Source organism: Enterococcus sp. DIV0170, from assembly GCF_051710765.1.
In the GTDB taxonomy this organism is placed as follows: domain Bacteria; phylum Bacillota; class Bacilli; order Lactobacillales; family Enterococcaceae; genus Enterococcus_A; species Enterococcus_A raffinosus.
Genome location: NZ_JBIOLG010000002.1, coordinates 271,364 through 295,590 on the forward strand (window position 1 = coordinate 271,364; position 24,227 = coordinate 295,590).

Here is a 24,227-nt window from a genome sequence, read left to right on the forward strand (position 1 = left end):
GAATTTGAAAAAAATAAAAGATTATTTTTGAATACCTTTGCAAAAAAATAAAATGAGTCGTCAATTTTTTCTTTTATGTAGAAATTTAAGAAAAACACCGTTCCAATAGGATTTTTTATTTAAATATGATGCAAGTTGGATTTTAAAATAACTAATATAAAAAGGAGCTTTTTTTAATACCGTTTATTAGAAGCGAATAGTTTAATAATAAAAAATTATATTTTAACTAAATCATCTTTTGGAAGATTTAATTCCAAAAAATAGAATAGCATAACGCAGATATGCAAAAAAATATAATAAGGGTCTCCTAAAAATTGTTAACAGAAGGGATAAATGTGTTATTTGTTGCAAAGCATTTTTCTAGGTTGATTTTTAATTTGTTGTTAGATTTCACTTAACTTAAGTAGGATCTTTTTGCTGGCGCCAGCAAAGAAATCAATTCATCAAATTTTTAGGGGGATTTACGATGAGAAAGGATTATCGAAAACTGATGGATCAAAAAGCTCGTGCGAGGCGACGATCCAAAAAATATGTCTATGTAGGAACTTCTGTTGCAGCGGGTGTTTTATTAAGTTTAGCACCTGTTTCTGTAGTAACTCCGTTTTTTTCAATCGAGTCAACTAAGGTCTATGCAGCGCTTATAGATGGTCAATTGTTTAGCAACTTAACCTCTTCTAATTCAAGTGGAACAAGCATTGCGAACCCTTTTCCAATTGAGAATGCTAGTAGAAATGTAGATTTTACCATCTCGGCAGACAGTGGTATTGATCTAAGTCTTATTCCTGGGAATAGACGTGCTGTATTGGCCGTTCCTGAAGGATTAAGAGGCCACGTAACACCAAATGGTACGGGAACGTTTTCAACAAATATATTACTTCCAGAAAATGGCTTAGATCCATTATTATCAATTGTCAATGGTGCGACAACCACTCTGATCAATTCAATCAATGCATTGATCAATTCAAATCCATTGCTTAATATCAATTTGGATGACGTATATGCTCAGCTAAATCAACTACAAAGTTTGAGTAGCCTGACAGCGGCAGATGTCGCTTTGCAATTACAAGCGCAAGGAGATCAATACATTTATGCCGATCTAGATGGGGTATTAGAAACAATTATTAGACAAGATTTAATTGAAGTATTGACGGATTTGGACAATGCAGTTCAGGCATTAACGATAACTGGAACGGGCGCAACACTTTTGAATCAGACATTAAACCTAACGATCAAACCAGTTTTTAACGCGACATTTGAGACTGCAGAAGCACTGGTAAATGTTGGGTCAACATTACTAGGCGATCTCGTGGATGCTAGCGTTTTAGGACAAACAACAATCATACTTCCTACAACCATTACAGATCCTGTTTATCAAGATTTAGTCAATCAAGGAATAGATATGAGTAATCCTTATGAAGCTGGCTTCTTGGCTACTATTGTCAAGTCGAATGTACTTTCTATTAATATCGCATCTGGAAATGATGGCTACACGCCAATCTATTATAGAGCCGCGACTGTAACTGCTCCCTATGATGTCGCAGTTACAGGAAGTTCATCAACTGGTTATGAAGTTACTGGTTACGCAGATCCGAATACTACAGTTAGAATTTACAAAGACGATGTATTAATAGCTGAAGGTCAAACAGATGGCACGGGTAGATTTACGATTCTAGTTTCTGCAGACGATGTTGATGCGTTAGATGAAATCGAATTAATTGCTTACGATCAAAACAATATTCCTAGTCTTCCAACGCCAGCGATCATTCCGGATGATGATGAAACTGATGCCGACGCTGACGCCGATGCTGACGCCGATGCTGACGCCGATGCCGACGCTGACGCTGACGCCGATGCTGACGCTGATGCCGATGCTGATGCTGACGCCGACGCCGATGCTGACGCTGATGCCGATGCCGATGCTGATGCCGATGCTGACGCTGATTCTGACGCTGACGCTGACGCCGATGCTGATGCCGATGCTGATGCCGATGCTGACGCTGATGCCGACGCTGACGCCGACGCTGACGCCGATGCTGATGCCGATGCTGACGCTGATGCTGACGCTGATTCCGACGCTGATTCCGACGCCGACGCTGATTCCGATGCTGATTCCGACGCCGATGCTGATTCCGACGCTGATGCCGATGCCGACGCGGATCGGGATAGAGCAGTGGCTCTATTAGCAGATAATCTTGGGACACCTCCACGTAGCTCTGGCGGTAGTGGTTATATTTCCAGTGGTGGTGGTACAGGGTCCGGCTATACAAGTAGTGCGAAACAGTACCCCGCAACTGGTGAAGAGCAAAGTGGCGCGTTAACAGCTTTAGGTGCTCTGGCCACCTTTGTTACTGGTTTAGGCATATGGAAATTTAGAAAAAATAAGAAAGAAAACTAATTAATCGACGGTTGATGAAGAAGTATCGCTTCTTCATCAACCAATTATGGGGTGATCGTTTGTCTATTTATACAATTGAGAATCGATTTCAAAGTGTAAGAAATATTCTGGAAAAAAATAAACAAGAAAACGTGGTACCTTTGATTATTGTAAGCTGGGGAGAATTTGATAACCGAGGGCAAGTTAATGAAATATATGGAGAAACTCATGAAAATGTTTGGAGTGATTTTTTAGCTTATTATAATGAAAAGAAGCTCGATCAAAAAAGCTATTTCAGAGTGGATATACTGACTAAGGAAAAGCTTGTAAGTTTTGAAGAGTTGAAAGAAGTGATAGGTCGTATTAAAAGAAATAACTACGGGGATTTCAATTTTCGAGTCGTAGGAAAAAAACAGCGTAGTTTTTTAAAGGAGGAATTAACTGGAAATGCTATTTTAAAACCAAGCAAAAAACACAGAGTGGGACGAAATCTTCCTGAACTATCAATTAATGAACAAAATTATCGCGGCTATGTGAAAAGAAAGTATGGAGAAAGAGACTCTGATTTAAGTTACCTAGAACAAGCGGTTATTTACATATTTGAGACTCAGGCCTTCTATTTTGAGGCCGATCAAGCTTATTCTCTAAAGGATTATGGAAATGGTAATCGTGTTAGAGCAATTACGTATTCAAATCTAGCAGAAATGACTGATTTAGTGATTCATCATGGGGCAGATTATTTAAAAAATCAGTTAATCTCCAGCGGCCAATTCATTTATGGTTATTTTCCCTGCTATGATCAGGAAATCAAAGGCTATAATTCGGTCCGTCACTTTTCCTCTTTGTATGCATTATGTGAAGCTGCACGATACTTAAAGGCCGAAAGTGTATATAGCGATTTAAGCAAAGGAATTCTTTGGGGAATTCAACAGTTAACGTCAACTATTCATGGTTATACAATGGTAGGGGAGCCCTTAAATACGAGGATTGAATATAAACTAGGCGCTCAAGCAACGGCAATTCTAGCAATTGCAAAATATACTGAAGTGACAGGAGACACCCAGTTTAATTCATTTTTGAAAAAATTGATTATGTCTGTTGAAGATAAATTTATGACTAAGGACAATCGAACGATTCATGTATTAAATGAAGATCTGTCGATTAAAGAAACTTTCAGAATTGTTTATTATGATGGTGAAATTCTTTTCGCTTTGCTTCGCGCATATGGGATATTTAGAGAAGAGAAGATTTTAAGAACTTGCGAGGCACTAATGAAGCAGTTTATCGAAAATGACTATCAAAAATACCACGATCATTGGTTAAGCTACGCCACCAACGAATTTTTAAAATATCAAGAAAAAAAGGAGTATTATCGTTTTGGATTAAACAATGCATTAGGAAATATTCGCTTCATTGATAAAAGAGATACTGCTTACCCAACTATGTTGGAGTTGTTGGTGGCTGCTTCAAAGATGGTGAACAAGCTTGCGGTCAGTGAAATGAAACCAATGATTTTTCAAAAGGAGGAAGAGTTTTTAGCGGTAAAGGATCGAATAAACGCTGTGATGAAAAAAAGAGTCCAGCATGAATTATCCAATGGGGTCATGTTTCCAGAGTTTGCTCAGTTTTTCAAAAAACCTAGTAAAATCAGCTATGGTTTTTTTGCAAGGCATGATCGATTTAGGATGAGAATTGATGATGCGGAACATTTTTTGTCGGGATTGATTAATTTTAGGCTTCATGAAATGGAGGAGAAGAAACTATGGTAGGAACAATTCGTTTTATTGCTTTAGCTTTGATCGCTGTTTCCTATCTAATTACACGATTACGAAAAAAAGAGGAACATAAGAAAAAGCCAGCTTCTTTAGACTTTAGTAAGTATGAAAAAAATGAAGCCGGACTTTATCCTTGGGAGGTCGATACCGATGACTCTCCAGAACGCATCCCAGAAAATGCAAAACGATATGTGAATAAAGCGAGGCTTAAGCGTGGAAGGTGGTAAAGAAAAGATTTTACAGAAAAGACCGTAGGAACTTACTCCTATGGTCTTTTTGCTGCGGCCTAATTTCCTTTCATATCTAGGAAAGAATAATCGCGAACATCAAAACGATTTCGGCTGCGGGAATATTCGATGGGGTCGCCATTTTGCTGATAGGCGATCTGTCGAATTTCCAGAACAGGATCGTCTACTGCGCAATCCAGATACTTTTGATCGTATTCAGAGCTTTTATCCGCTCGAATTGTTCGGTAAGCACCGGTAATTTTTATACCAAGATCATTTTTGATGTATTGATAAATTGAGGATTCAATAATCTCCTTTTTCAGGTTAGGAACAGCCTGGATCGGCATATAAGTGTGTTCCAAAATGAAAGGATTATCATCTAATACTCTTAGACGAATGATATTATAGACGGGTTCTTCCTCAGATATATGCAATTTTTCTTGAATTGCTGTATCGGGAAACTCAACATTAAACTCGATGATACGGCTTTCCAATTTTCGATTGGCTTTTTCCATTTCAGCGCTAAGCCCCTCATAGTAGGATAAAGCTGAAGTGTCTTTTGTTAAAAAAGGATGGTGTAGAACGGTTGTCCCAACTCCCTTTTTTGATGCAATCAATCCTTCTAGAGTTAAAATCTCTAGGGCTTTTTGAACAGTCATGCGACTGACAGAAAATTCCTTCACCAATTCGATTTGCTTTGGTAATAAGGAGCCAGCAGGATACGTCTCGGTTTTTATTCGGTTTCGTAATGTATTAGCGATTTCTTCGTATTTTGGCATGTAATCACCTCGATATGATTATACCTAAGTTTAAATGTCTATACAATAAATAAAAAAAGTTAAGACAAACTTTTTAGGTCTATCTTAACTTACTATTCATTATTCAATATCGAAATTCGGCTGCTTGTCGAGAATGCGTAGGAAAGGATACCAAATAAAGCCGACGATAATGAAATCAAGGACTTGTAATGCCCCTCCTAACCAAGAATTTGTAGCCAAAATACCACTGGCGACGATAGGGACAGTCCACGGAACAGAAACACCGGTTGGTGGAGGTACGATACCGGCAGCCATGACTAGATAATTAATAGTCGTAACGACCAGAGGAGCCAACACCCAAGGAATCAAAATGGTCGCATTTAATACGATCGGCAAGCCAAAGATCGCCGGCTCATTCACATTAAAAATCCCAGGGGCAAGAGCTAGTCTACCCACATCACGGTATTGTTTTTTCTTCAAGACAAAGGCCATCAAAATAACTACAGCCAAGGTCATACCAGAACCTCCCAGTCCTACAGTAAAAGTTTCCATAAATGGTTTTGAGATGATGTGAGGCAACGGATCTCCCGCTTTATAAGCTTCCAGATTGTCTAGCATTAAGGTATTCCAAATTGGATCCATCACTGAATTGACAATAATTTGTCCGTGAAGACCAAAGAACCATAAAAATTGTACTAAGAAAAGAGCCAATAGTGTAGCGGGTAGGCTGCTGCCAAGACCTGTCAAAGGCTTTTGGATCACTTCGTAAATAACATCATGTAAGTTTGCATGGAAAACGCCTGTCATAATTGCATTGACAATTAAGAAAACAGTAAGTGTCATAACGGCAGGAATTAAAGCAGCAAATGATTTTGTTACTGCAGGCGGCACGCCATCAGGCATCTTGATTTGCCACCCTCTTTTAGTAATTCGGCAGTAGATTTCGGCTGCGATAAATGCGGCAATCATCCCAATAAACATCCCTTTTGCACCAAGCCGATCCAATGAAAGAACACCGCCGAGTTCTTCACCATTTTCTAGACTCATTACAAAAGGTGTCAAAATTAGAAAGCTGGCGAAAGAAACAGCGCCACCAAAAATTCCTTCTACTTCATATGATTCTGATAAATAATAGCCAATCCCAAATGTAACAAACACAGACATGATGCTCATCGTCGCATTTTGACCGTTACCAAAGAGTTCAGATAACATTCCTTTAGTAGCGTCGTTAAAAAAGGGTAGGTTGTTAATAACAACCACGATTGAACCAAACATGGTCAGTGGAAATGACAACATAAATGCGTCTCTTAATACCGTTAAGTAGCGATTTTGTCCTAGCTTATTTGCTAGAGGCATGATTTTCTCCGCCAGTTTATCCATAAACCCATTCATTCTATTCACCTCTAAAATTTTTTGTAATCGATTACAGATATAATTTAACACGATTATAAAATTATGTCTAGTCATAGTTTTTAAAATGATTGATTTTTATTTTTAATTTGTTATGATTGGTAAGAGAGATAAAGAGTCATTTTGTTTCGAAGCAGAATAGATGTTGAAATTTAGGAGGAAGAAACGATGAAGTATACATTTCCAGAAGATTTTTGGTGGGGATCATCAGCAAGTGGACCACAGACGGAGGGAAGATTTGAAGGTGATGGCAAAGGTGAAAATATTTGGGATCATTGGTACAAAATAGAGCCTGAGAAGTTTTTTGATCGAGTAGGTCCAGATAAAGCCTCTCGAGTTTATGAACGATTTCAAGAAGACGTGAAGCTGATGAAGCAGACGGGTCATAATTCATTCCGAACCTCTATTCAATGGAGTCGTTTGATTCCAGACGGGGTGGGAGAAGTTAATCAAGAGGCGGTTAGGTTTTATACTCATTATATTGATGAGCTTTTAGCAAACGGTATCGAACCTTTTATAAATCTATTTCACTTTGACATGCCTTTAGCACTTCAAGAAAAAGGTGGATGGACAAATCGAGAGACAGTTGATGCTTATGTAGCTTATGCGAAAACGTGCTTTGAGTTATTTGGTGATCGTGTAAAAAAATGGTTTACGCATAATGAACCAATTGTTCCGGTGGAAGGCGGATATCTTTATCAATTTCATTATCCGAACCATGTCATTATGGAGGAAGCCGTGATGGTGGGGTATCACGAAAATTTGGCCAGCGCAAAGGCGATACAGGCTTATCATGAAATGGGACTAGCTGGAGAAATTGGTATTATTTTGAATTTAACTCCTAGCTATCCAAGGGATGAGGACAATCCAGCAGATGTAAAAGCGGCTCAAATGGCAGATGCCTTTTTCAATCGTTCTTTTCTAGATCCTGCAGTGAAGGGTGAGTTTCCTAAAGAATTAATCGCAGTGGTGAAGGATTTAGGGATCGTGCCAGAGATACAGGAGGGAGATTTGGAAATCATCAAAAATAATACGGTTGATTTGTTGGGAATTAATTACTATCAACCGAGACGGATCAAAGCAAAGGAAACACTGGTTGATCCTACACATGGCCCCATGCCTGATGATTATTTTGATTATTATGATATGCCAGATAAAAAAATCAACCCTTATCGTGGATGGGAAATTTATGAAAAAGGTATCTATGATATCTTGACGAATGTACGAGAAAATTACGGAAATATTCGTTGTTTCATCTCTGAAAATGGGATGGGTGTCGAAGGCGAAGAGCGTTACATTAACGAGCATGGTCAGATTGAGGATGACTATCGCATTGAGTTTGTTTCAGACCATTTGAAATATGTTCATCAAGCGATCCAAGAAGGAACCAATTGTTTAGGTTATCATATGTGGACTTGCATGGATAATTGGTCATGGACCAATGCCTATAAAAATCGATATGGCTTTATCTCGGTGGATATAAAAAATGATGGCAAGCGAACGATCAAAAAATCCGGTCACTGGTTTAAAACCGTAGCGGATAATCATGGCTTTACAGAATAAAGAACTAGCGAAAACACTATTTTAGTGCTTTCGCTAGTTCTTTATATTAATAGAAGAAAAGTTTATTGCGTTTTACCACAAACGTTCTAAGCAGACAAAATTGAGAAATTTTCTTTCTATATACTGAAAATTTGCGAAACAAATTGATGACCAAAGAAGCAATCTATACTATAATATGAGAAACTATCAATGAGATTCTAATTTAAAGGGCATTATTCTAAGAATTTCTATGGAAATGAGTGAGACGATGATCGATACGGAAGTCAAAGAGCTAGAAGAGTTAGTTACTACCATGCGTCGAGAGCTGCACCAAATCCCTGAGTTAGGTTTGGAAGAAAAGCAAACGGCTGCATATATTCGAAAAAAATTGGCATCCTATGGTGTCAGTGAAACGTATGAAGTCATTGAAACAGGTACGATTGCAGTCCTACGAGGAGAAAAACCAGGGAAAACATTGGCTTTTCGTTCAGATATTGATGCATTGCCGGTCGAAGAACAGACAGGCTATGAGTTTGCTTCAAAAACAGCGGGGAAAATGCATGCTTGCGGGCATGATGGTCATATGGCAACGTTACTGGGGTTTATCGCTTATTTGCATAAGCACCCGGAAAAAGTTCAGGGGACGCTTGTTTTTGTCTTTCAACCCGCTGAAGAAGGACCTGGTGGCGCAGAATTGATTATGAAAACGGGTATTTTGCAAAAATTAGGTGTAGAAGAAATCGTTGGTTTGCATGTCTTTCCAGATTTGCCAGCGGGGAAAATTTCTTGTCGGCCAGGACCGATGATGGCTCGTAATGCCGAGGTGACGATCACGATCAAAGGAGTCAGTACTCATGGTGCTCAGCCACAGCTTGGAGAAGATGCGATTGTTGCTGCAGGCGGCGTCATTTCAGGGCTAAATAGTATTTTAGCCAGAAATATTGGTCCCTTAGACAATGTCGTTTTGACTTTCGGCACGATTCACGGCGGAGAAGCGATGAATATCGTAGCGAAGGAAGTCGTTTTGCATGGAACTATGAGAGCCTTTGATGATCAAGTTTATGATGAGGTGGTTCGTCGAACGGAGCTGTTGGCTGGAGAAATAGCGAAGGGCTATGGCTGCGAGGCAATAGTTGATTTTAACCATATGTATCGGGTGGTGGATAATGATCCGAAAATGGTTGAGACGCTGGAAAAGGTTGCGGCGGATTATTATGTAGAAACACCGCCATATTTGATTGCAGAAGATTTTTCGATGTATCAGCAAGAAATTCCTGGGATGTTTTTCTTCTTGGGTATTCGAGATGAGGAAAAAGGCTATACGTATCCACTACATAGTGGAAAGATGAAATTCGATGAAGTAAATCTGCTTTTGGGAATTCAGACCTATGTAAATTTGATTGCTGGATTGAATGATAACTAATTGAGGGGGCTTAAAATGGAATTTGAAACAAAAAATGGACATTTGATGTGGGATGGCTGTGACACAGTTGCTTTGGCAGAAAAATTCGGTACACCGCTTTATGTTTTTTCGCAAACGATGATTGAAGAAAAATGCCAAGAATTGCAACGAGATTTTGTAGATAAGTATGAAAATGTTCGGGTAGCATTTGCTAGTAAGGCATTTTCTACGTTAGCGATGCTGAAAATTATTCAGCAGCAAGGCTTTTCTCTAGACGTTGTCTCTGATGGAGAGCTCTACACAGCGATCAAAGGGGATTTTCCAGCTGAACATATTGAAATGAATGGTAATAATAAATCTATCGAAGAACTTGAAATGGCGATTGATTATGGTGTTGGACGAATCATCATTGATAGTCTGCAGGAAGTGGATCTGATTGCGGCGATTGCCAAAGAAAAACAAAAAACAGTGGACATTCTATTTCGAATTACACCGGAAGTGAATGTACAGACCCATTCCTTTATTTCGACTGGGCAAAAGGATTCAAAATTCGGGATTCCGATTGATGAAGCGATTTTATTCCCGCAGATTCAACAGGCGATTGAGACACCGGAAGTGAACTTTCTAGGCTTTCATTTTCATGTCGGCAGTCAATTATTTGATAACCAAGCACACCTTGCTGCAGTAGCTATCGCGTTGGATTTGGTTAAAATAGTGAAAGAACGCTTTGCTTATACAGTAAAAGAGTTGAATTTTGGTGGCGGGTTTGGTGTTCGTTACACAGACGCGGATCAGCCGAAGCCGTTTAGCTATTTTACTGATCCAATGATGGAGAAAGTTTTAGCGTTTTGTGAGGAGGAGAATTTTCCTCAACCTGCAGTCGTTATTGAGCCGGGACGCAGTATTGTAGCAGCAGCAGGAATCAGTTTGCACAAAATTGGCGCGATCAAAGAGCTTCCTGGTTTGCGGAAATATGTCAGCATCGACGGTGGGATGACAGATAATATCCGCCCAGGGCTTTACGAAGCAGAATACACCGGGATTTTAGCGAATAAGGCTGAGGAAAAAACTGTCGAAAAAGTGACTGTTTCAGGGAAAGCCTGTGAAAGTACTGATATTTTAGTGAAAGATATCGCGTTGCCAAAGGTTGAGACAGGAGATATTTTTGCTACCTTCTCAACAGGAGCTTACGGGTATTCAATGGCTAGTAATTACAATAAGCTTGCTATTCCAGCAGTTGTATTAACAAAAGCGGGACAGGCAGAACTGATTGTCAAAAGACAAACATTAGATCAAATTATTCAAAATGAAGAAATTCCAAGTTTCTTAAACTAGAAACACTGAAAGAGAGGCTAGAGCATGAAGGTTCCTTTTTATGAAATGCAAGGCGCTGGAAATGATTTTATTTTAATCGATAATCAAAAACAAAAATTTTCTAGTGAGCAATTAGCGATTTTTTCAGCGCGTGTTTGCACTCGACGTATTTCAGTTGGCGCAGACACACTGATTGCAATTGAAAATGCTCGTGAAGATGGCGACTTTTATGCACGCTTCTTTAATGCAGATGGGTCTGAAGCAGAGATGTGTGGAAACGGAGCTCGTTGTGTTGCTCGTTGGGCTTATGAGACCGGAGTAGCAAAAGATAAAATGGTTATTGAAACGATTGCTGGCAATGTTCCCGCTGAACGATTGGATACTCGAACCTATCGTGTACAATTAAATTCTCCGACTGTTTTCGAAGCAGATGAGCAGCTTTTAGTTGATGGAAAAGAGGTCAGCATTGATTATGTCGAATTGGGGAATCCAGGAATTCCTCATTTAGTTGTTCATATACCGGATCTTGCAATGACAGAATTAGAAACAATTATTGAGTTTGCTAAAAAGCTGAGAAATCATCCCGCTTTTGAAAAGGGAGCGAATGTAAATTTCTATGATATTTTGTCTGATCAAACGGTCGTGGAGCGCACCTATGAACGAGGGGTAGAGGATTTCACGCTGGCTTGCGGAACAGGTACAGGCTCAACGGCATACGCCTTAACTAAAAAAGGCTTAATTGCAACGGATCCAGTCGTAATAGAGGTTTTAGGCGGACAGCTAAAAGTAAATGTTGTGAACGAAGAACTTTATTTAATAGGGGATACCAATATCGTGGCTGAAGGCACAATATTAGATGAAGACTTAGCGTAAAAAAAAGATGACCGAATCTGGTCATCTTTTTTTAGTTAATCGATCAGAACAATTTTTTGCTTATTGTATTCCTTACGCACCTTATCTGGAATTTCCTCAGAAATTAAATAAGTGAGGTCGTCAACCGGTCCCACAATATGGTTGCTGATTGTTCCAAATTTGTCATTCGTAATCATTCCAAGAACTTCAGTAGAGATACGGATCATTTCTCTTTTTATTTCAGATTCCTGAGTAGTTGGAACACTGGTCCCGGCATCTATATCTAGATTGTAGATGCCCATAATGTAAAGATCTGCGCGAATATTTCTCAGCTGCTTGTAGGCTTGCACACCGATGTTAATCATGGATTGCTTATAAAAAACACCACCAATATTTATAATTTCAATATTCGGATGCTGTGCTAATTCAATAGCGATCGGAGGGCTGTTCGTAATAATGGTTGCTCGGAAATCTTGTGGGATTTCTTTGGCTAAAGCTAAGTTTGTTGTACTGCCATCAATAATGATCACGGAGTCTTCTTTTAGAAAGGGCAGTGCTTTCTGTGCTAACTCTTTCTTTCGTTCACTAGCTACAGTTTCTCGATAATTAAAATCCGTAATGGGAGGACCTACACGTAAAGCCCCGCTATGGACTCTTTTTAAAAGACCTTGTCCATCCAATTCTTTCAAATCACGACGAATTGTATCTTCTGAAACGTTGAATCGCTGGCTTAAATCGCTGGCGATAACTTTTTGTTCAATATTTAATAGATCGACAATTTTCTGATGACGTTCTTCTTTTAACATCTTGCGCACTCCTTCTTGTTTTCTCCTGTTTATCATGCCATGTATGCGTTTTTATGTCAACGTTAGCTATAGTTATACGAGTTAACGTGCACAAACATGCAAATAAAATTAATTTATTTGCATGTTTGCGTTGACTTGTATTTGTTAAGCGGTTACAATGAGCTTGTAAATGAAGGACACTGTTTTACTAACGACCAACGTTTACAAAACCTTTCAATTACAATCTGCAGAATGTTCAATTGAATAGTAGTGTCATTAAAATGAATGAGGAGAACATTTATGGAAAAGAAAATCATTTTATCGCCTTCGATTATGTGCGGCGATTTGGTGAATCTAGAAAAAAGTATCAGTGAGTTAGAAGCTATCGGTATGGATACGCTGCATATCGATGTCATCGATGGGTCGTTTAGCCCAAGCATGCCTTTGGGAATAGAGACAATCAAGCGAATGCGGGAAATCACAACGATGGCCTTTGATGTGCATATCATGTCAAATGATAATGAATTTTTTATTGGTGAGATGCTGAAGGTTGGTGTTGAAGGAATCACTTTTCATCAGGAAACGAGCTTGCATATTGATCGCTATATTCAATTAATCAAGAATACAGGGACAAAAGTTGGGGTAGCGTTGAATCCGGCAACACCGCTAAATGTTTTGGATTATATTTTACCTGAGATTGATCGTGTGTGTTTAATGTTGATTAATCCCGGCTTTGCGACGAATAAGGCAGAGAAGCAGATTCCTTACGCCTTAAAGAAAATTGCCGATCTTCGTAAGTTGATTGATACGCAAGAATTAGCGGTTGATCTTCAAGTGGATGGGCGCGTTTCACTATTAACAATTCCAGATTTGTTAAATGCGGGTGCGACAAACTTAGTGTTAGGAAGTACAAGCCTGTTCATTGCAGGAAATACGTTGTCAGAAAATCGTCAATTATTGTCTGAAGCAGTGAATAAATCGATGTTAGTCAGATAGGGAGGAAACGACGTTGGGGTTTAAAAGTGTGGAACAGAAAATCGTCGATGAGATTGCAGCGACATTAGATAATATTGCCGTAGAAGAGGTTGAAGAACTTGTAGCGGAGATTGAAAAGGCCGATCGGGTATTTTTCGTTGGTGTCGGTCGTGTATTGCTCTCCTTAGAAGGCATTGCGAAGCGTTTGGCGCATTTAGGGGTTCAAACGGTGGTGGTAGGACAAATTACCGAGCCGGCAATCACCGAAAAGGATCTGTTAATTGTTGGATCTGGCAGTGGCGAGAGCTCATTTCCGTTAGCGATTGCCAAAAAAGCGAAAAGCTTTAAGGCAACGGTGGCACATATTGGATCGAACGGAAATAGCTCAATGAAAGAGTACGCGGATTTGTTTATCCGAATACCGGTTCAAACAAAATTGGCTTTGCCAGGTGAGATACCTTCCGTTCAACCAATGACGAGTCTATTTGAACAATGCCTTCTTTTACTAGGGGATAGTATCGCTTTGATGATGGTGGAGGAAAAAGCGATTGATATGCATAGTTTATGGCAGTATCATGCCAATTTGGAGTAGGTGATGAGGATGAAAGCAGTACATTTTGGCGCAGGGAATATCGGTCGGGGATTTATCGGTCAGCTCTTACATCAAAATGATTTTGAGCTTTGTTTCGTTGATACAAATGAAGAACTGATTCAACAATTGAATCAAGACGGCGGCTATTTGGTTGAGATCATTGATGAAAAGGCGTCAAGGGATTTTGTGGATCAGGTGACGGCGTTGAATAGTTTGACTGAGATAGAAAAAGTGGTTTCAGCGATTGAAGAAGCAGATATTTTAACTACTTCCGTGGGTGCGAATAATCTGGCAAAGATCGCACCGTTGATCACAAAGGGGCTAAGGAAACGTTTTGAACAGAGGCGCAGCATCAATATTTTGGCTAATGAAAATGTCATCAATGCCAGTGATAGCTTGAAAAATAAAGTCTATGAGTTGCTGTCAGAAGAAGAAAAAATAAGCTTTAACCAGTTTGCTTATTTTGTGAATACGGCCATTGATCGGCAATCCCTTGGAAAAACGGTTGATGGAAAATCAATTGCTGTTGTAGAGCCGTACTTTGAATGGGTAATCAATCGGCAACAACTTGATCCGGCAACCTCCTATAAACTTAAAAAAGTGGTTTTAGTCGATGAGATGCAGCCGTATATCGAACGAAAACTGTATATTGTCAACGCCGCCCATGCCGCAATTGCCTATCTGGGAGCGTTGAAAAAATATCAAACGATTCAAAAAGCCATTCAAGATCAAGCTATTCTACAGGTGGTCAATCAGTTTCTAGCTGAGAACCTGGAATATTTTGTACAGAAATATTCGTTTGATCGGGAGGAGCTGACAGGTTTTATTGAAAAGACACTGAAGCGACAGGGCAATCAGAACCTTTCAGATGAGATTTCCCGTGTTGGCGGTTCACCCATCAGAAAATTGGGTCCAACTGATCGTTTGGTTGCTCCAACGGCAAAGCTAGCAGACTTGAAACTCGCTCATGAATCAGGTGTCAAAGTAATCGCAGCAGGTTACCATTATCGAAACGCTGCTGATCCAGAGGCGAACAAGCTGGCTGAGATGATTGAAGAAGAGGGATTAGCAGCCACGATCAAGACGATTTCTAAACTAGATGGAGCGTTGCTTGATGAAGTGATTGCCGCTTATGAGACGGCAACACTGGTATAGGAGGAACAAATGTTAAAAGAGCAATTAACAGGGAATACAAAATTTGTTGAAACGGTTGGGTCTTGGCAAGAAGCCATTCGATTAGGAGCGAAGCCGCTTTTAACGCAAGGAATTATCGAAGAAGCCTATGTAGACGCGATGATCCAAAATGTATTGGACAACGGCAACTATATTATTCTATTACCTCAAGTGGCGATGCCCCATGCACGACCAGAAGCCGGTAGCAATGGTATTGGAATGACGTTTTTACATTTGGATCAGCCAGTACTATTTCCTGGAGACGAACCTGTAAAAGTTTTATTTACCCTTTCGTCAGATTCACCGGACGGACATTTAGAGTTAATCGCAAACTTAGGCGAGTTATTAAGTGATGAGAAATTAAATCAGAAATTATTTGAGGTAGAGACAGAACAAGCGTTGTTGGATTTGGTTAAGGAATAAAGGAGAGAAGGAAATGGATGTAACGAATGAAGGGAAACAAGTATCAATGCGGGCGAGAGTCCAAGCGTTTGGCGGCTTTTTAACGAATATGGTGCTGCCAAACATCGGCGCGTTTATTGCTTGGGGAATAGCAACAGCGTTGTTCATTCCAACAGGTTGGTTTCCAAATGAATCATTAAATGAATTGGTTAGTCCGACGGTTAGTTACTTATTGCCATTACTACTAGCATATACTGGCGGTCGGATGATCGGAGGTCATCGTGGTGCAGTATTGGGTTCTATTGGAACCATCGGCTTGATTATTGGGTCAGATATTCCAATGTTTATGGGAGCTATGGTGATCGGGCCTTTAGGTGGCTGGATTATGAAAAAGACGGATAATTTTCTTGAGGGAAAAATTCCTGCAGGCTTTGAAATGGTCGTGAACAATTTTTCGATTGGTATAATTGGTTTTATTTTGATGTGTTTGTCTTATTTGGTGATCGGCCCAACGATCCAATCGGCGAATCAATTTGTAACGAGCGCGATTGAAGCGTTAGTTTCGACTGGGTTCCTCCCATTGCTTTCGTTGATAAATGAACCGGCAAAAGTGTTGTTTTTGAACAATGTAATCGACCAAGGAGTCTATTATCCATTAGGAATGCAGCAAACCTTAGAAGCTGGAAAGTCCATTTATTTCATGGTGGCATCCAACCCTGGGCCTGGTTTGGGCTTACTTTTAGCCTATTCTTTCTTCGGAAAGAAAGTGGCGAAACGAACAGCTCCTGGTGCGATCATCATCCATTTCTTCGGTGGGATTCACGAAATGTATTTCCCGTACGTACTGATGAAACCGATTACTATTTTGGCAATGATTGCAGGGGGAATGGCTGGGACGCTGACTTTCCAATTGTTGAATGTGGGATTAGTTGCTGGACCAAGTCCCGGCTCCATTTTTTCTTATCTCGCTTTGACGCCTCGCGGCAATTTCTTTGGAGTGATTGCAGGAGTAGCTATCGCAACAGTTGTTTCGTTCTTAGTCACTTCGGTGATTCTGAAGGCAGATAAGACTTCTGACGAGGATGAAAGCTTTGAAGAATCTGTTCAAAAATCAAAAGCAATGAAATCAGAAGGAAAAGAGTTACTAAATAGTGAGAGCAGCAAGTCTGCGAACAGTATAATCGCAAACTTGAGAAAGGTTTCCTTTGCTTGTGATGCGGGAATGGGCAGCAGTGCGATGGGGGCTACAACTTTCAAGAAAAAATTGCAAAAAGCGGGCATCACCGATATCGAAGTCAAAAATTATCGAATCGAAGACGTACCGCAAGATAGTGACATGGTGGTCGTTCATCGAGACTTAGAAGAACGGACCCGTAAGGCACATCCACAAATGACCATTGTTACGTTGAAGAATTATTTGCAGGATCCAGCAATCGATCAATTAGTCGATGAAATCGTTGCAGCTAAAGCGAAAGAATAAAAGCATGACACCGGTAAAATTTTATCGGTGTTTTTATTATAGGAAGAAAATCATTATTAAACGAAGCAGAATACCAAGAAAGGTTCTCAAATAAGCCGCTATTCCTTTCGATAATTGATTTTCGTTGACGTGAAAATTCACAGGTCGTATCATGAAGTGAATACGATTATCTAGGAGGCTGACATGATAAAATTTAAGAAGATGGTGGCAATCGAGCCAACCAAGTTATTACCGGAATGGGATGAAAAGTTAAAGGAATTGGCGGAAGAAGCGATTTTTTATGAAGATATTCCAACTGACCCCGCAGTCATCATTGACCGTATCGGTGATGCAGATTGTGTAATGTTAAGCTTTACAAGTTTTATTGATAAGGAAGTTTTGGATGCTTGTCCCAACATTCGCTATATCGGAATTTGCGCAAGTTTGTATGCACCAGAAAATGCAAATGTTGATATTCGTCACGCGGAGAAGAAAGGAATCGTTGTAACAGGTGTACGGGATTACGGGGATGAAGGCGTAAAAGAATACGCGATCAGCGAATTGGTTCGTTTATTACAAGGACGTGGACCAGCGATGTGGAAAGATGAACCTATGGAACTGACAGATGTGAAAGTTGGGATTGTTGGAATGGGCACCGTCGGCAGTTTACTAGCGCGAACAATGAATTTCTTTGGGATGGATGTCAATTACTATAGTCGAACGCGTAAACCTGAAATGGAAGAAGAAGTCGGAATGGCGTACTTACCTTTGGATCAGCTGTTAGACGAAGTAGATATTTTAATTACATGTTTGAATAAAAATGTCGTTTTATTAGATGAAGCAGCATTTCAAAAATTTGGCAATGGGAAAATTTTGATGAATGTTTCGATTGCTCCTTCACACGAGGTATCTGCACTAAGAAAATGGTTAGACCAGCCAGGAAACTATGCTTTCAGTGATACTGAAGCTGGTTTGGGTGAGGAAGTGATTGGGTTGCCGAATGTTTTTGCAGGTAAAACAAATGCAGGTCTAACCTCGATGGCAAAAGTACGTTTAGCGCAAAAAGTAATCCAAAATATCGAAGAATTTCAAAAGAATAACTAAATCTTCTGTGAGGAGGTGTGACAAAAGACTTGTCACACCTCTTTTTTTTTTGAATAAAAGGTGTTCCATAAGCCAATTCTTCGGAAACAAGCCGAAATTTCTTGAAACTGACCACTTCTCTCTCAATCTCCTTTTTGAGTACAAGTCATAACCATGTAACTAAATATGACGTTGATTGTCTTCTTTTTGAAAAAACTTTACTATTATGTTAGGAAATATAACATATGTTATTGAATCTCTAAGAAAAGCTAGGTATGATAAAAATATAAACTAGTTGACGCTTTAAGTAGATGATGGTTGAAAAGGAATGGGGACAAAATATGGAGTATCAATATGTAGTTCAGGTGAAAACGATCGTAGGAGAAATGATCGAGGAAACGTTTGAGACACATCGGGAGGCGCTCTGTTATGCAACGAATTATGGAATAGTCAAAGCAAGTAAAGTATTTAAATCAGGAGAAGTCGTGCATGAGTTTAATTATTAAAACATCTGCTTGAAAACAGAGTAAAAAGAAAGGGATCGCCTATTATAAGCGGATCCCTTTTTTTCGTGAGTCAATAAGATTGCCCAATACAAAAATAAGAATACCTAACCAGATAAAGGCAAAAGCGATGAATTGGGGTAAGGCATACGGTTCATGAAATAAAAAGATGGCCATTGCTAGCATAATGGTAGGATTAACATATTGTAGGAAGCCAAGAGTGATGTAAGATAATTTTTTTACGGCCGTTGCAAAAAGCAGTAAAGGAATCGCCGTGACGATGCCGGCACCTATCAATAATAAATTTGTGTTTAACGAGTAGTTCATAAATCCCGTGGGTGAAAGAAAGAATAAATAAATCAATCCAAAAGGCGCGATGATCAAGGTTTCCAAAGTAATACTAGTAGCCGAACTTAACTTCAGTTGTTTTTTTGTTAGGCCATATAAGCAGAAGCTAGCGGCCAAGAAGATCGAATTGAAAGGAAAAACACCTGTTTGAATCGTCAGCAGCACTACCCCTGTTAATGCGGAAAGACTAGCAAGCTTTGCCTGTTTAGATAGCGGTTCTTTTAGATAGAGTGCACCAGCCAGTACATTCAACAATGGATTAATATAGTACCCGAGACTAGCCTGCTGCACTTGGCCAATCGACACGGTATAGATATAGATTCCCCAGTTTAATGAAATAAAGATAGCGGCGATTATGATCGCTAACGTATTGCGTCGGCTCTTCAGAAGCTCTGTGACCTCTTTGATAAACAAGGGGATTTTTCGTAATATGACTAAGTAGAGAGTCATAAAAATCAACGACCAAATAATTCGGTAAAATAAAATATCGACAGCACCGACGTTTCCTAATAATTTCCAATAAAGCGGCAGGATGCCCCAAATAATATACGCGCCAAACCCATAAGTCAATCCAGATTCTTTTTTCATTGGAACCTCCTAAATAAATAATGTCTTATCATTTTAGCACAAATCATTAAGGAAATTTTCAGAAATAAAGAATTTATGCCGCTTCAAAACAATAAAAAACTAGAGACGATAGCGTCTCTAGTTGAAGTTCTTAAAATGCATAGGCGATCAGTGATATCCCAGCCATCATAAAGTAGAAGCCGACTAAGAAAGCGAGTGTTAATGCTGAAGTTACTGGGTTAAATAAAAGCATGAAACCTAGAATAACTCCGATGACATTAAGAATGATGTGGAACCAGTAATAACCCGTACTCTCAAGCCTATAAATTCCTGCGGTCAATAGAGCCGCGATAGAGTCAACTAAGAACCAAATCGCAAAGACAAAAGGCAAAGCGATTAATCCGGCAGAGATATTGAATAAGAAGAAAATACCAACCAATAAATCAAAGACACCAAGAACGATTAAAAGTGTTGATTTTTGATTTGTAAATTCATGGATTTTCCGTCTAAAGAATAATTCGAAGACACCTTTTAAAATTGCGGAAACCGCAAAAATATAAACAATTGCAAGTAAGCTACTTTGGGGATCTCTAAATGAGATTAAAGCAACGAGAATAAAAAGGATGCCCATTAGAAAATAAGGCCAGCTAAAGCTAGATTTTCTTTCCATTTCCTTCACCTCCTTGAGAAAATCTTATCACTTTCTGAAAAAATATGAAAAGAAAATGATCAGATAAAAGTCTATTTCAAGGAGAGTCCTCAAATTATTGTCGATTTTGTGCTTCCTTTATTGCTTTAAAGGCATTGATACCGAAAGAAATAAGAAAAAAGAAGCTTGCTAATTTAAGTATTTTTCCATCTTGAACGGCGAAAAAAAGTGAGACCAAAAAATAGGAAATCGCCAAATAAGTGTACATATTGTTGAAATCTCTCAAATTCATTGTGAACACCTCTTTCTGGGAGTATATTCCTAGATTTCCCTGAGGTCAAAATAGAGGCTCCAAATACTGACTATATCTGTGGGAAGATTGCAAAATGAAAAAATGGACAGCTAATCCAAGATTAGGCCGTCCATTCCATAAATAATTCAATCTCGTTTGTATTTGTATCCAACGCTTTTTTTTGAATGATAAACTCATTTTTCAGATAAAATTGAACCGCATGACTATTTTTTTCGTATACATGTAAGCCAAGCTTTGTGTATTCAGACTGTACTTTTTTAAGTAATTGCGTCCCGATTCCAAGCGACTGGAATTCTTCCAGCAGAAATATGCCTGCAATGTAATGATCGACGATCCCAAGAAATCCAACAATTTCATTCTCGTAATAATACAAATAAATATCTGCAGTTAGGAAGGATTCCTTAACATAGGCGTAATTGTCTAGCCAATAGCTTGCGTCAATAAAATGATGGGCGGACAAATTACTCTTCAGCCAAATGTCAGCAATTTTATCAAGGTCATCCGCAGGTAATTTTTCAAATTTCTTAATCATAAAGAACTCCGTTTTTTAACAAGTATAGCACAACAAAAAAAGCCAATCATTAATCATTGGCTTTTAAGCAGCTATTCATTGAATTTGTAATCGTATCAGAAAAGAAGACAAGTGCAGAGCCAATCATCGTCAGCAAAATGTTGCAATCCCAAAAAACGGCAGTAAATATCATAATGATGATGCCGATGTAAAAAAAGCCATTAGGTTTTACTTGGTTCATACATTTCATGTAATCGTCCCCTGTACTAAAATAGTTAAGATAAGATGCTGGTGGTTTCAGCAACTTTCCTTAATATAAGTATACATATTGAAAATATTGGTAGAAATAGGACTTTAGAATGAAATTCGAGAAAGGTTGTAAAGAAGCCATCCAGTTTTTTGAATGACTACGATTTTGATTTGTCTTTGAATCGTGAAAATAAAATAGCAGAACCAATTACAACTGTGTAATACAAAACAGGTAGGAAAGGTGACTGGAAGTTTTCGAAGTAATAGTAATAAAACACCAATGATCCGCCAGAGAAGAAGCACGCAGCGAACATTTGAAATAAAGAGGGTCTTTTTTCCGACAAAGCAATTGTATAGGCGCCTAAAATAGCACCTAGTGCACAAAGGGCAAAAGCAACAATATCTTTCGTTAACATAATAACCACCTCCGATTTTATTATACATTATCTCACTTTATAATTTCAGCAAAATCAGTAGGAAAGGTAGAAACAACAAAAAATAAGCACCTACCGTTGTTTTCAGTAGATGCTTTCAGTACGAACAGTAATTGTCCATTAGAGAATTACACTCCTTATGCGATTTTTGCTAATTCTTGTACTGCATTTTCAATTGTCGTACCTGTCGCAAATTTGTTTTCGTCTTGTTTGTCGAAAACGATAAATAGATTTAAGTTAGTATCTAAAGTTACGCGGTATTCCAATTTGTTGTTAGTGAATGTCATAGAGCATTCTCCTTTCTCATTTAGTGACGAAAGGCAACTAAAACGTTCATAACGAAATTCCATCATTAAATATACCACAAATTTGAAAAAAATTCTAATAATCAAACTTAATAAAACTATAGTTACTTTAGAGAGTTTATTTTTTTCTGAATTCGTTTTTGATCCATTCGATAGATAACGTTCAAAATACAAAAAACTATCATGCAAAATAGAAATAGAAAGAAGAAACTCGGATGCATTGGATGATACTTTTCAAATAAGTCATAGGAAAAATAAATACTATTGAGTAATCCTGCAAGAGAAACATAAAACCAAGCAGTCGCTTTGTCAAAATAAAGCAGCATTTGACGTAATGTGTCATCACTTAGATTCAAGCTTTTAAAAATACACACAGCTCTATTTTTCTCTTTGTGGATTTTAAGAGGCGGGAAAATCCAGTATAAGGGAGAAATTTTTTTACTTGCTATTTTTGAAGTTACTTGCTTTTTAAAGGCAATAGCTTGAGCAGATAACTCCAGACAGGCTTGATAAAGAGGAAACGTAAACAAAAGCCATACACCTAGAAGACCGCATAAATCAATAAAAAAATCCATAATATCACCTTTTTAAAGAAATGATAGCTTAAGTAAAAAAGAAAATCCAGCGACACACATTTAAAGGCAATCAAGTGAAACTGCTTCGCTGATAAAAAATGACGCTCTTACAAAACTGCAGTCTTGTGAGAGCGTCGTTTTAAAATTTTTGCTTAGTGAATGCGTAAATCGCGGTAAAAATAGATAGTATAAGCAAGAAAAAACCAAAAGGGATGCAAAAGAATGCGGGCTCAATCAGCATACCATTGGAATCAATATAAGAACCAATAAGGGTAGAAAGTGAAAATAATAAAATGCTTAAAAAAAGAAATAAGAAGGATAATCCATAATTCTTCACTAAAAATACCTCCATAATTTTTTAATATCATATAAAAAAATAATTAAGAAAAGGTAAGCATGACAAAAATGTAAGTGATATCCTCAAAAACGTTGAAACTCCCCTACCTAAAATAGATGGGGGAGTTTCTTTGTGGGGAGTATTTATCCAATTTTTGTTGTTCCACTGCCAATATGGGCGACATAAAAATCTGGGGCATAGCCGACAATTTTTAGATACGCGTCATAGACATTATTTTTGAAGGTGGCAATATTTTCTTCTTTGACTAAGGCGATTGCACATCCTCCAAATCCTGCACCGGTCATGCGAGCACCAAGCACTCCTTCTTGTGCCTGCGCGGCATCAACGAGTGTATCTAGTTCGATTCCAGTAACTTCGTAGTCATAACGCAGAGAATGGTGAGAGTCATTGAGCAGTTTTCCGAAAGCTGCTAGATTTCCTTTTTCCAATTCAGCCTTGGCTTCTAAGGTTCGTTGATTTTCAGTTACTGCGTGACGTGCTCGGCGAGTTAAAGTATCATCGGCAATTAAAGAGCTATTCGCTTCAAAAGTTGCCACATCTAGTTCACCTAAAGACTGGATGTCTAATTTTCTTTGTAGACGAGCAAGAGCTTCCTCACATTCACTACGGCGCTCATTGTATTTAGAGTCCGCAAGTTCACGGCGTTTGTTGGTGTTCATGATGACAACGGCGTACCCATCGAGTTTCACTGGGACCATTTCATATTTCAATGTGTTGGTATCTAATAAAATAGCCTGATCCACGTCACCAAATCCAATGGCAAATTGATCCATGATGCCAGAGTTTACACCAATAAATTCATTTTCGACTTTTTTTCCTGTTTGAACCAACTCAAGTCGATCCGTTTTCAAATTAAATAAGTCCTCCAGCATCACGCCAACCAATAATTCTAGTGAGGCACTGCTAGAAAGGCCGGCACCATTTGGAATCGTTCCTTCGACTAACAGTTCAAAGCCATGATCAATCGTATGTCCGGTTTCTTTTAGTTTTAAGACCATGCCCTTTACATAATTCGCCCAATTGTCTTTTTTATCGTACTCTAAATGGTCAATATCGAAGGAAATCACACCGATATCATCAAAATTTGTTGAATAAACTAACACTTTTTTATCTTCACGAGGTGCTGCGACGCCATAGGTTCCATAAGTGATTGAAGCGGGGAAGACGTGCCCGTCATTGTAATCCGTATGCTCACCGATCAAATTGATTCGACCAGGAGAAAAATATTGTGTCGTCTCTCTTGGACCAAATATTTCAGCAAATTTCGTATTTAATTCGCGTTTAATTTCCAT

27 protein-coding genes are annotated in these 24,227 nt (G+C 38.8%); 14 read left to right on the forward strand and 13 right to left on the reverse strand.

Annotated elements, in window-relative coordinates; translation table 11 throughout:
- Nucleotides 1-466 precede the first annotated feature (466 nt).
- The 3 genes from IGI50_RS16945 to IGI50_RS16955 are packed head-to-tail and all read left to right on the forward strand — an operon-like array spanning nt 467 to nt 4,376.
- Entirely contained in the window at nt 467-2,395 is a 1,929-nt protein-coding gene (locus IGI50_RS16945) for an adhesive domain-containing protein (protein WP_438777790.1), read from the forward strand.
- A gap of 14 nt (nt 2,396-2,409) precedes the next feature.
- Nucleotides 2,410-4,143 (forward strand): hypothetical protein, encoded by a 1,734-nt coding sequence (locus IGI50_RS16950; RefSeq protein WP_438777791.1) that lies wholly within the window; start codon nt 2,410-2,412, stop codon nt 4,141-4,143.
- Nucleotides 4,137-4,376 carry a hypothetical protein gene (locus IGI50_RS16955; RefSeq protein WP_438777792.1) on the forward strand — a complete coding sequence of 80 codons (240 nt, stop codon included), beginning with the start codon at nt 4,137-4,139 and terminating at the stop codon, nt 4,374-4,376. Before IGI50_RS16950 ends, IGI50_RS16955 begins: the two co-directional genes overlap by 7 nt.
- A gap of 59 nt (nt 4,377-4,435) precedes the next feature.
- Here the strand turns inward: IGI50_RS16955 and IGI50_RS16960 are convergent, their stop codons facing one another.
- Nucleotides 4,436-5,155, reverse strand: a complete 720-nt coding sequence (locus IGI50_RS16960; protein ID WP_218257500.1) for a GntR family transcriptional regulator — start codon at nt 5,153-5,155, stop codon at nt 4,436-4,438.
- A 99-nt stretch (nt 5,156-5,254) separates the two neighbouring features.
- A complete protein-coding gene (gene celB, locus IGI50_RS16965; protein ID WP_218257501.1) occupies nt 5,255-6,526 on the reverse strand; it encodes a PTS cellobiose transporter subunit IIC in 1,272 nt (423 codons plus the stop codon).
- A gap of 186 nt (nt 6,527-6,712) precedes the next feature.
- Between celB and IGI50_RS16970 the strand changes: the two genes are divergently transcribed.
- From IGI50_RS16970 to dapF, 4 genes are all read left to right on the forward strand, one after another.
- Nucleotides 6,713-8,107, forward strand: a complete 1,395-nt coding sequence (locus IGI50_RS16970; RefSeq protein ID WP_438777793.1) for a glycoside hydrolase family 1 protein — start codon at nt 6,713-6,715, stop codon at nt 8,105-8,107.
- A gap of 247 nt (nt 8,108-8,354) precedes the next feature.
- On the forward strand, nt 8,355-9,509 hold the full coding sequence (locus tag IGI50_RS16975) for a M20 metallopeptidase family protein (protein ID WP_222226998.1): 1,155 nt from the start codon (nt 8,355-8,357) through the stop codon (nt 9,507-9,509).
- Between the two features lie 15 nt (nt 9,510-9,524).
- Nucleotides 9,525-10,823, forward strand: a complete 1,299-nt coding sequence (lysA, locus tag IGI50_RS16980; RefSeq protein ID WP_438777795.1) for a diaminopimelate decarboxylase — start codon at nt 9,525-9,527, stop codon at nt 10,821-10,823.
- A gap of 24 nt (nt 10,824-10,847) precedes the next feature.
- Complete coding sequence (gene dapF / locus IGI50_RS16985; RefSeq protein ID WP_438777796.1) at nt 10,848-11,675, forward strand: diaminopimelate epimerase; 828 nt, start codon at nt 10,848-10,850, stop codon at nt 11,673-11,675.
- 35 nt (nt 11,676-11,710) lie between these two features.
- On the opposite strand, the gene IGI50_RS16990 is transcribed toward dapF, so the two are convergent.
- Nucleotides 11,711-12,460, reverse strand: coding sequence for a DeoR/GlpR family DNA-binding transcription regulator (locus tag IGI50_RS16990; protein WP_218257507.1), 750 nt, complete (start codon nt 12,458-12,460; stop codon nt 11,711-11,713).
- A gap of 279 nt (nt 12,461-12,739) precedes the next feature.
- Between IGI50_RS16990 and IGI50_RS16995 the strand changes: the two genes are divergently transcribed.
- From IGI50_RS16995 to IGI50_RS17025, 7 genes are all read left to right on the forward strand, one after another.
- The gene (locus tag IGI50_RS16995; protein ID WP_438777798.1) at nt 12,740-13,435 is read left to right on the forward strand and encodes a ribulose-phosphate 3-epimerase; all 696 of its coding nucleotides are present in this window, start codon (nt 12,740-12,742) and stop codon (nt 13,433-13,435) included.
- Between the two features lie 13 nt (nt 13,436-13,448).
- Nucleotides 13,449-14,006, forward strand: a complete 558-nt coding sequence (gene hxlB, locus IGI50_RS17000) for a 6-phospho-3-hexuloisomerase (protein WP_438777800.1) — start codon at nt 13,449-13,451, stop codon at nt 14,004-14,006.
- A gap of 9 nt (nt 14,007-14,015) precedes the next feature.
- On the forward strand, nt 14,016-15,161 hold the full coding sequence (locus IGI50_RS17005) for a mannitol-1-phosphate 5-dehydrogenase (RefSeq protein ID WP_438777801.1): 1,146 nt from the start codon (nt 14,016-14,018) through the stop codon (nt 15,159-15,161).
- 9 nt (nt 15,162-15,170) lie between these two features.
- Nucleotides 15,171-15,602: a PTS sugar transporter subunit IIA gene (locus IGI50_RS17010; protein ID WP_438777802.1), complete on the forward strand. Its 432-nt coding sequence runs from the start codon at nt 15,171-15,173 to the stop codon at nt 15,600-15,602.
- A gap of 13 nt (nt 15,603-15,615) precedes the next feature.
- Nucleotides 15,616-17,061: a PTS mannitol transporter subunit IICB gene (locus IGI50_RS17015; protein ID WP_438777803.1), complete on the forward strand. Its 1,446-nt coding sequence runs from the start codon at nt 15,616-15,618 to the stop codon at nt 17,059-17,061.
- 183 nt (nt 17,062-17,244) lie between these two features.
- Nucleotides 17,245-18,144, forward strand: a complete 900-nt coding sequence (locus tag IGI50_RS17020) for an NAD(P)-dependent oxidoreductase (protein ID WP_438777804.1) — start codon at nt 17,245-17,247, stop codon at nt 18,142-18,144.
- A 320-nt stretch (nt 18,145-18,464) separates the two neighbouring features.
- The gene (locus IGI50_RS17025) at nt 18,465-18,629 is read left to right on the forward strand and encodes a hypothetical protein (RefSeq protein ID WP_010743706.1); all 165 of its coding nucleotides are present in this window, start codon (nt 18,465-18,467) and stop codon (nt 18,627-18,629) included.
- Nucleotides 18,630-18,671: 42 nt separating this feature from the next.
- On the opposite strand, the gene rarD is transcribed toward IGI50_RS17025, so the two are convergent.
- The 10 genes from rarD to IGI50_RS17075 all read right to left on the reverse strand — a co-directional run bounded on the left by rarD (nt 18,672) and on the right by IGI50_RS17075 (nt 24,227).
- On the reverse strand, nt 18,672-19,562 hold the full coding sequence (rarD, locus tag IGI50_RS17030) for an EamA family transporter RarD (protein ID WP_438777805.1): 891 nt from the start codon (nt 19,560-19,562) through the stop codon (nt 18,672-18,674).
- A gap of 130 nt (nt 19,563-19,692) precedes the next feature.
- Entirely contained in the window at nt 19,693-20,211 is a 519-nt protein-coding gene (locus tag IGI50_RS17035; RefSeq protein ID WP_438777806.1) for an HdeD family acid-resistance protein, read from the reverse strand.
- A gap of 94 nt (nt 20,212-20,305) precedes the next feature.
- Complete coding sequence (locus IGI50_RS17040) at nt 20,306-20,482, reverse strand: hypothetical protein (protein WP_438777807.1); 177 nt, start codon at nt 20,480-20,482, stop codon at nt 20,306-20,308.
- A gap of 121 nt (nt 20,483-20,603) precedes the next feature.
- Nucleotides 20,604-21,035, reverse strand: coding sequence for a GNAT family N-acetyltransferase (locus tag IGI50_RS17045; protein ID WP_438777809.1), 432 nt, complete (start codon nt 21,033-21,035; stop codon nt 20,604-20,606).
- A gap of 49 nt (nt 21,036-21,084) precedes the next feature.
- Entirely contained in the window at nt 21,085-21,264 is a 180-nt protein-coding gene (locus IGI50_RS17050) for a hypothetical protein (protein WP_218257519.1), read from the reverse strand.
- Nucleotides 21,265-21,421: 157 nt separating this feature from the next.
- Nucleotides 21,422-21,679: a hypothetical protein gene (locus IGI50_RS17055; protein WP_438777810.1), complete on the reverse strand. Its 258-nt coding sequence runs from the start codon at nt 21,677-21,679 to the stop codon at nt 21,422-21,424.
- Between the two features lie 155 nt (nt 21,680-21,834).
- The gene (locus IGI50_RS17060; protein ID WP_010743699.1) at nt 21,835-21,984 is read right to left on the reverse strand and encodes a hypothetical protein; all 150 of its coding nucleotides are present in this window, start codon (nt 21,982-21,984) and stop codon (nt 21,835-21,837) included.
- A 122-nt stretch (nt 21,985-22,106) separates the two neighbouring features.
- Nucleotides 22,107-22,577 carry a hypothetical protein gene (locus IGI50_RS17065; RefSeq protein ID WP_438777811.1) on the reverse strand — a complete coding sequence of 157 codons (471 nt, stop codon included), beginning with the start codon at nt 22,575-22,577 and terminating at the stop codon, nt 22,107-22,109.
- A gap of 139 nt (nt 22,578-22,716) precedes the next feature.
- Complete coding sequence (locus IGI50_RS17070; protein ID WP_438777812.1) at nt 22,717-22,929, reverse strand: DUF3955 domain-containing protein; 213 nt, start codon at nt 22,927-22,929, stop codon at nt 22,717-22,719.
- Nucleotides 22,930-23,057: 128 nt separating this feature from the next.
- The gene (locus IGI50_RS17075) at nt 23,058-24,227 is read right to left on the reverse strand and encodes a galactokinase (protein WP_438777813.1); all 1,170 of its coding nucleotides are present in this window, start codon (nt 24,225-24,227) and stop codon (nt 23,058-23,060) included.

Bases quoted from the DNA above. Each gene is read 5' to 3' on its own strand.
- IGI50_RS16945 (WP_438777790.1), top strand. From the start codon at position 467: ATGAGAAAGGATTATCGAAAACTGATGGATCAAAAAGCTCGTGCGAGG.
- IGI50_RS16995 (WP_438777798.1), top strand. From the start codon at position 12,740: ATGGAAAAGAAAATCATTTTATCGCCTTCGATTATGTGCGGCGATTTG.
- IGI50_RS17050 (WP_218257519.1), bottom strand. From the start codon at position 21,264: ATGAAATGTATGAACCAAGTAAAACCTAATGGCTTTTTTTACATCGGC.
- IGI50_RS16960 (WP_218257500.1), bottom strand. From the start codon at position 5,155: ATGCCAAAATACGAAGAAATCGCTAATACATTACGAAACCGAATAAAA.
- IGI50_RS17005 (WP_438777801.1), top strand. From the start codon at position 14,016: ATGAAAGCAGTACATTTTGGCGCAGGGAATATCGGTCGGGGATTTATC.
- IGI50_RS17035 (WP_438777806.1), bottom strand. From the start codon at position 20,211: ATGGAAAGAAAATCTAGCTTTAGCTGGCCTTATTTTCTAATGGGCATC.
- IGI50_RS17070 (WP_438777812.1), bottom strand. From the start codon at position 22,929: ATGGAGGTATTTTTAGTGAAGAATTATGGATTATCCTTCTTATTTCTT.
- lysA (WP_438777795.1), top strand. From the start codon at position 9,525: ATGGAATTTGAAACAAAAAATGGACATTTGATGTGGGATGGCTGTGAC.
- IGI50_RS16955 (WP_438777792.1), top strand. From the start codon at position 4,137: ATGGTAGGAACAATTCGTTTTATTGCTTTAGCTTTGATCGCTGTTTCC.
- IGI50_RS16975 (WP_222226998.1), top strand. From the start codon at position 8,355: ATGATCGATACGGAAGTCAAAGAGCTAGAAGAGTTAGTTACTACCATG.
- IGI50_RS16950 (WP_438777791.1), top strand. From the start codon at position 2,410: ATGAAGAAGTATCGCTTCTTCATCAACCAATTATGGGGTGATCGTTTG.
- IGI50_RS17010 (WP_438777802.1), top strand. From the start codon at position 15,171: ATGTTAAAAGAGCAATTAACAGGGAATACAAAATTTGTTGAAACGGTT.
- celB (WP_218257501.1), bottom strand. From the start codon at position 6,526: ATGAATGGGTTTATGGATAAACTGGCGGAGAAAATCATGCCTCTAGCA.
- dapF (WP_438777796.1), top strand. From the start codon at position 10,848: ATGAAGGTTCCTTTTTATGAAATGCAAGGCGCTGGAAATGATTTTATT.
- IGI50_RS17045 (WP_438777809.1), bottom strand. From the start codon at position 21,035: ATGATTAAGAAATTTGAAAAATTACCTGCGGATGACCTTGATAAAATT.
- IGI50_RS17020 (WP_438777804.1), top strand. From the start codon at position 17,245: ATGATAAAATTTAAGAAGATGGTGGCAATCGAGCCAACCAAGTTATTA.
- IGI50_RS17015 (WP_438777803.1), top strand. From the start codon at position 15,616: ATGGATGTAACGAATGAAGGGAAACAAGTATCAATGCGGGCGAGAGTC.
- IGI50_RS17025 (WP_010743706.1), top strand. From the start codon at position 18,465: ATGGAGTATCAATATGTAGTTCAGGTGAAAACGATCGTAGGAGAAATG.
- IGI50_RS17040 (WP_438777807.1), bottom strand. From the start codon at position 20,482: ATGAATTTGAGAGATTTCAACAATATGTACACTTATTTGGCGATTTCC.
- IGI50_RS17065 (WP_438777811.1), bottom strand. From the start codon at position 22,577: ATGGATTTTTTTATTGATTTATGCGGTCTTCTAGGTGTATGGCTTTTG.
- IGI50_RS16970 (WP_438777793.1), top strand. From the start codon at position 6,713: ATGAAGTATACATTTCCAGAAGATTTTTGGTGGGGATCATCAGCAAGT.
- rarD (WP_438777805.1), bottom strand. From the start codon at position 19,562: ATGAAAAAAGAATCTGGATTGACTTATGGGTTTGGCGCGTATATTATT.
- IGI50_RS16990 (WP_218257507.1), bottom strand. From the start codon at position 12,460: ATGTTAAAAGAAGAACGTCATCAGAAAATTGTCGATCTATTAAATATT.
- IGI50_RS17055 (WP_438777810.1), bottom strand. From the start codon at position 21,679: ATGTTAACGAAAGATATTGTTGCTTTTGCCCTTTGTGCACTAGGTGCT.
- IGI50_RS17060 (WP_010743699.1), bottom strand. From the start codon at position 21,984: ATGACATTCACTAACAACAAATTGGAATACCGCGTAACTTTAGATACT.
- IGI50_RS17075 (WP_438777813.1), bottom strand. From the start codon at position 24,227: ATGGAAATTAAACGCGAATTAAATACGAAATTTGCTGAAATATTTGGT.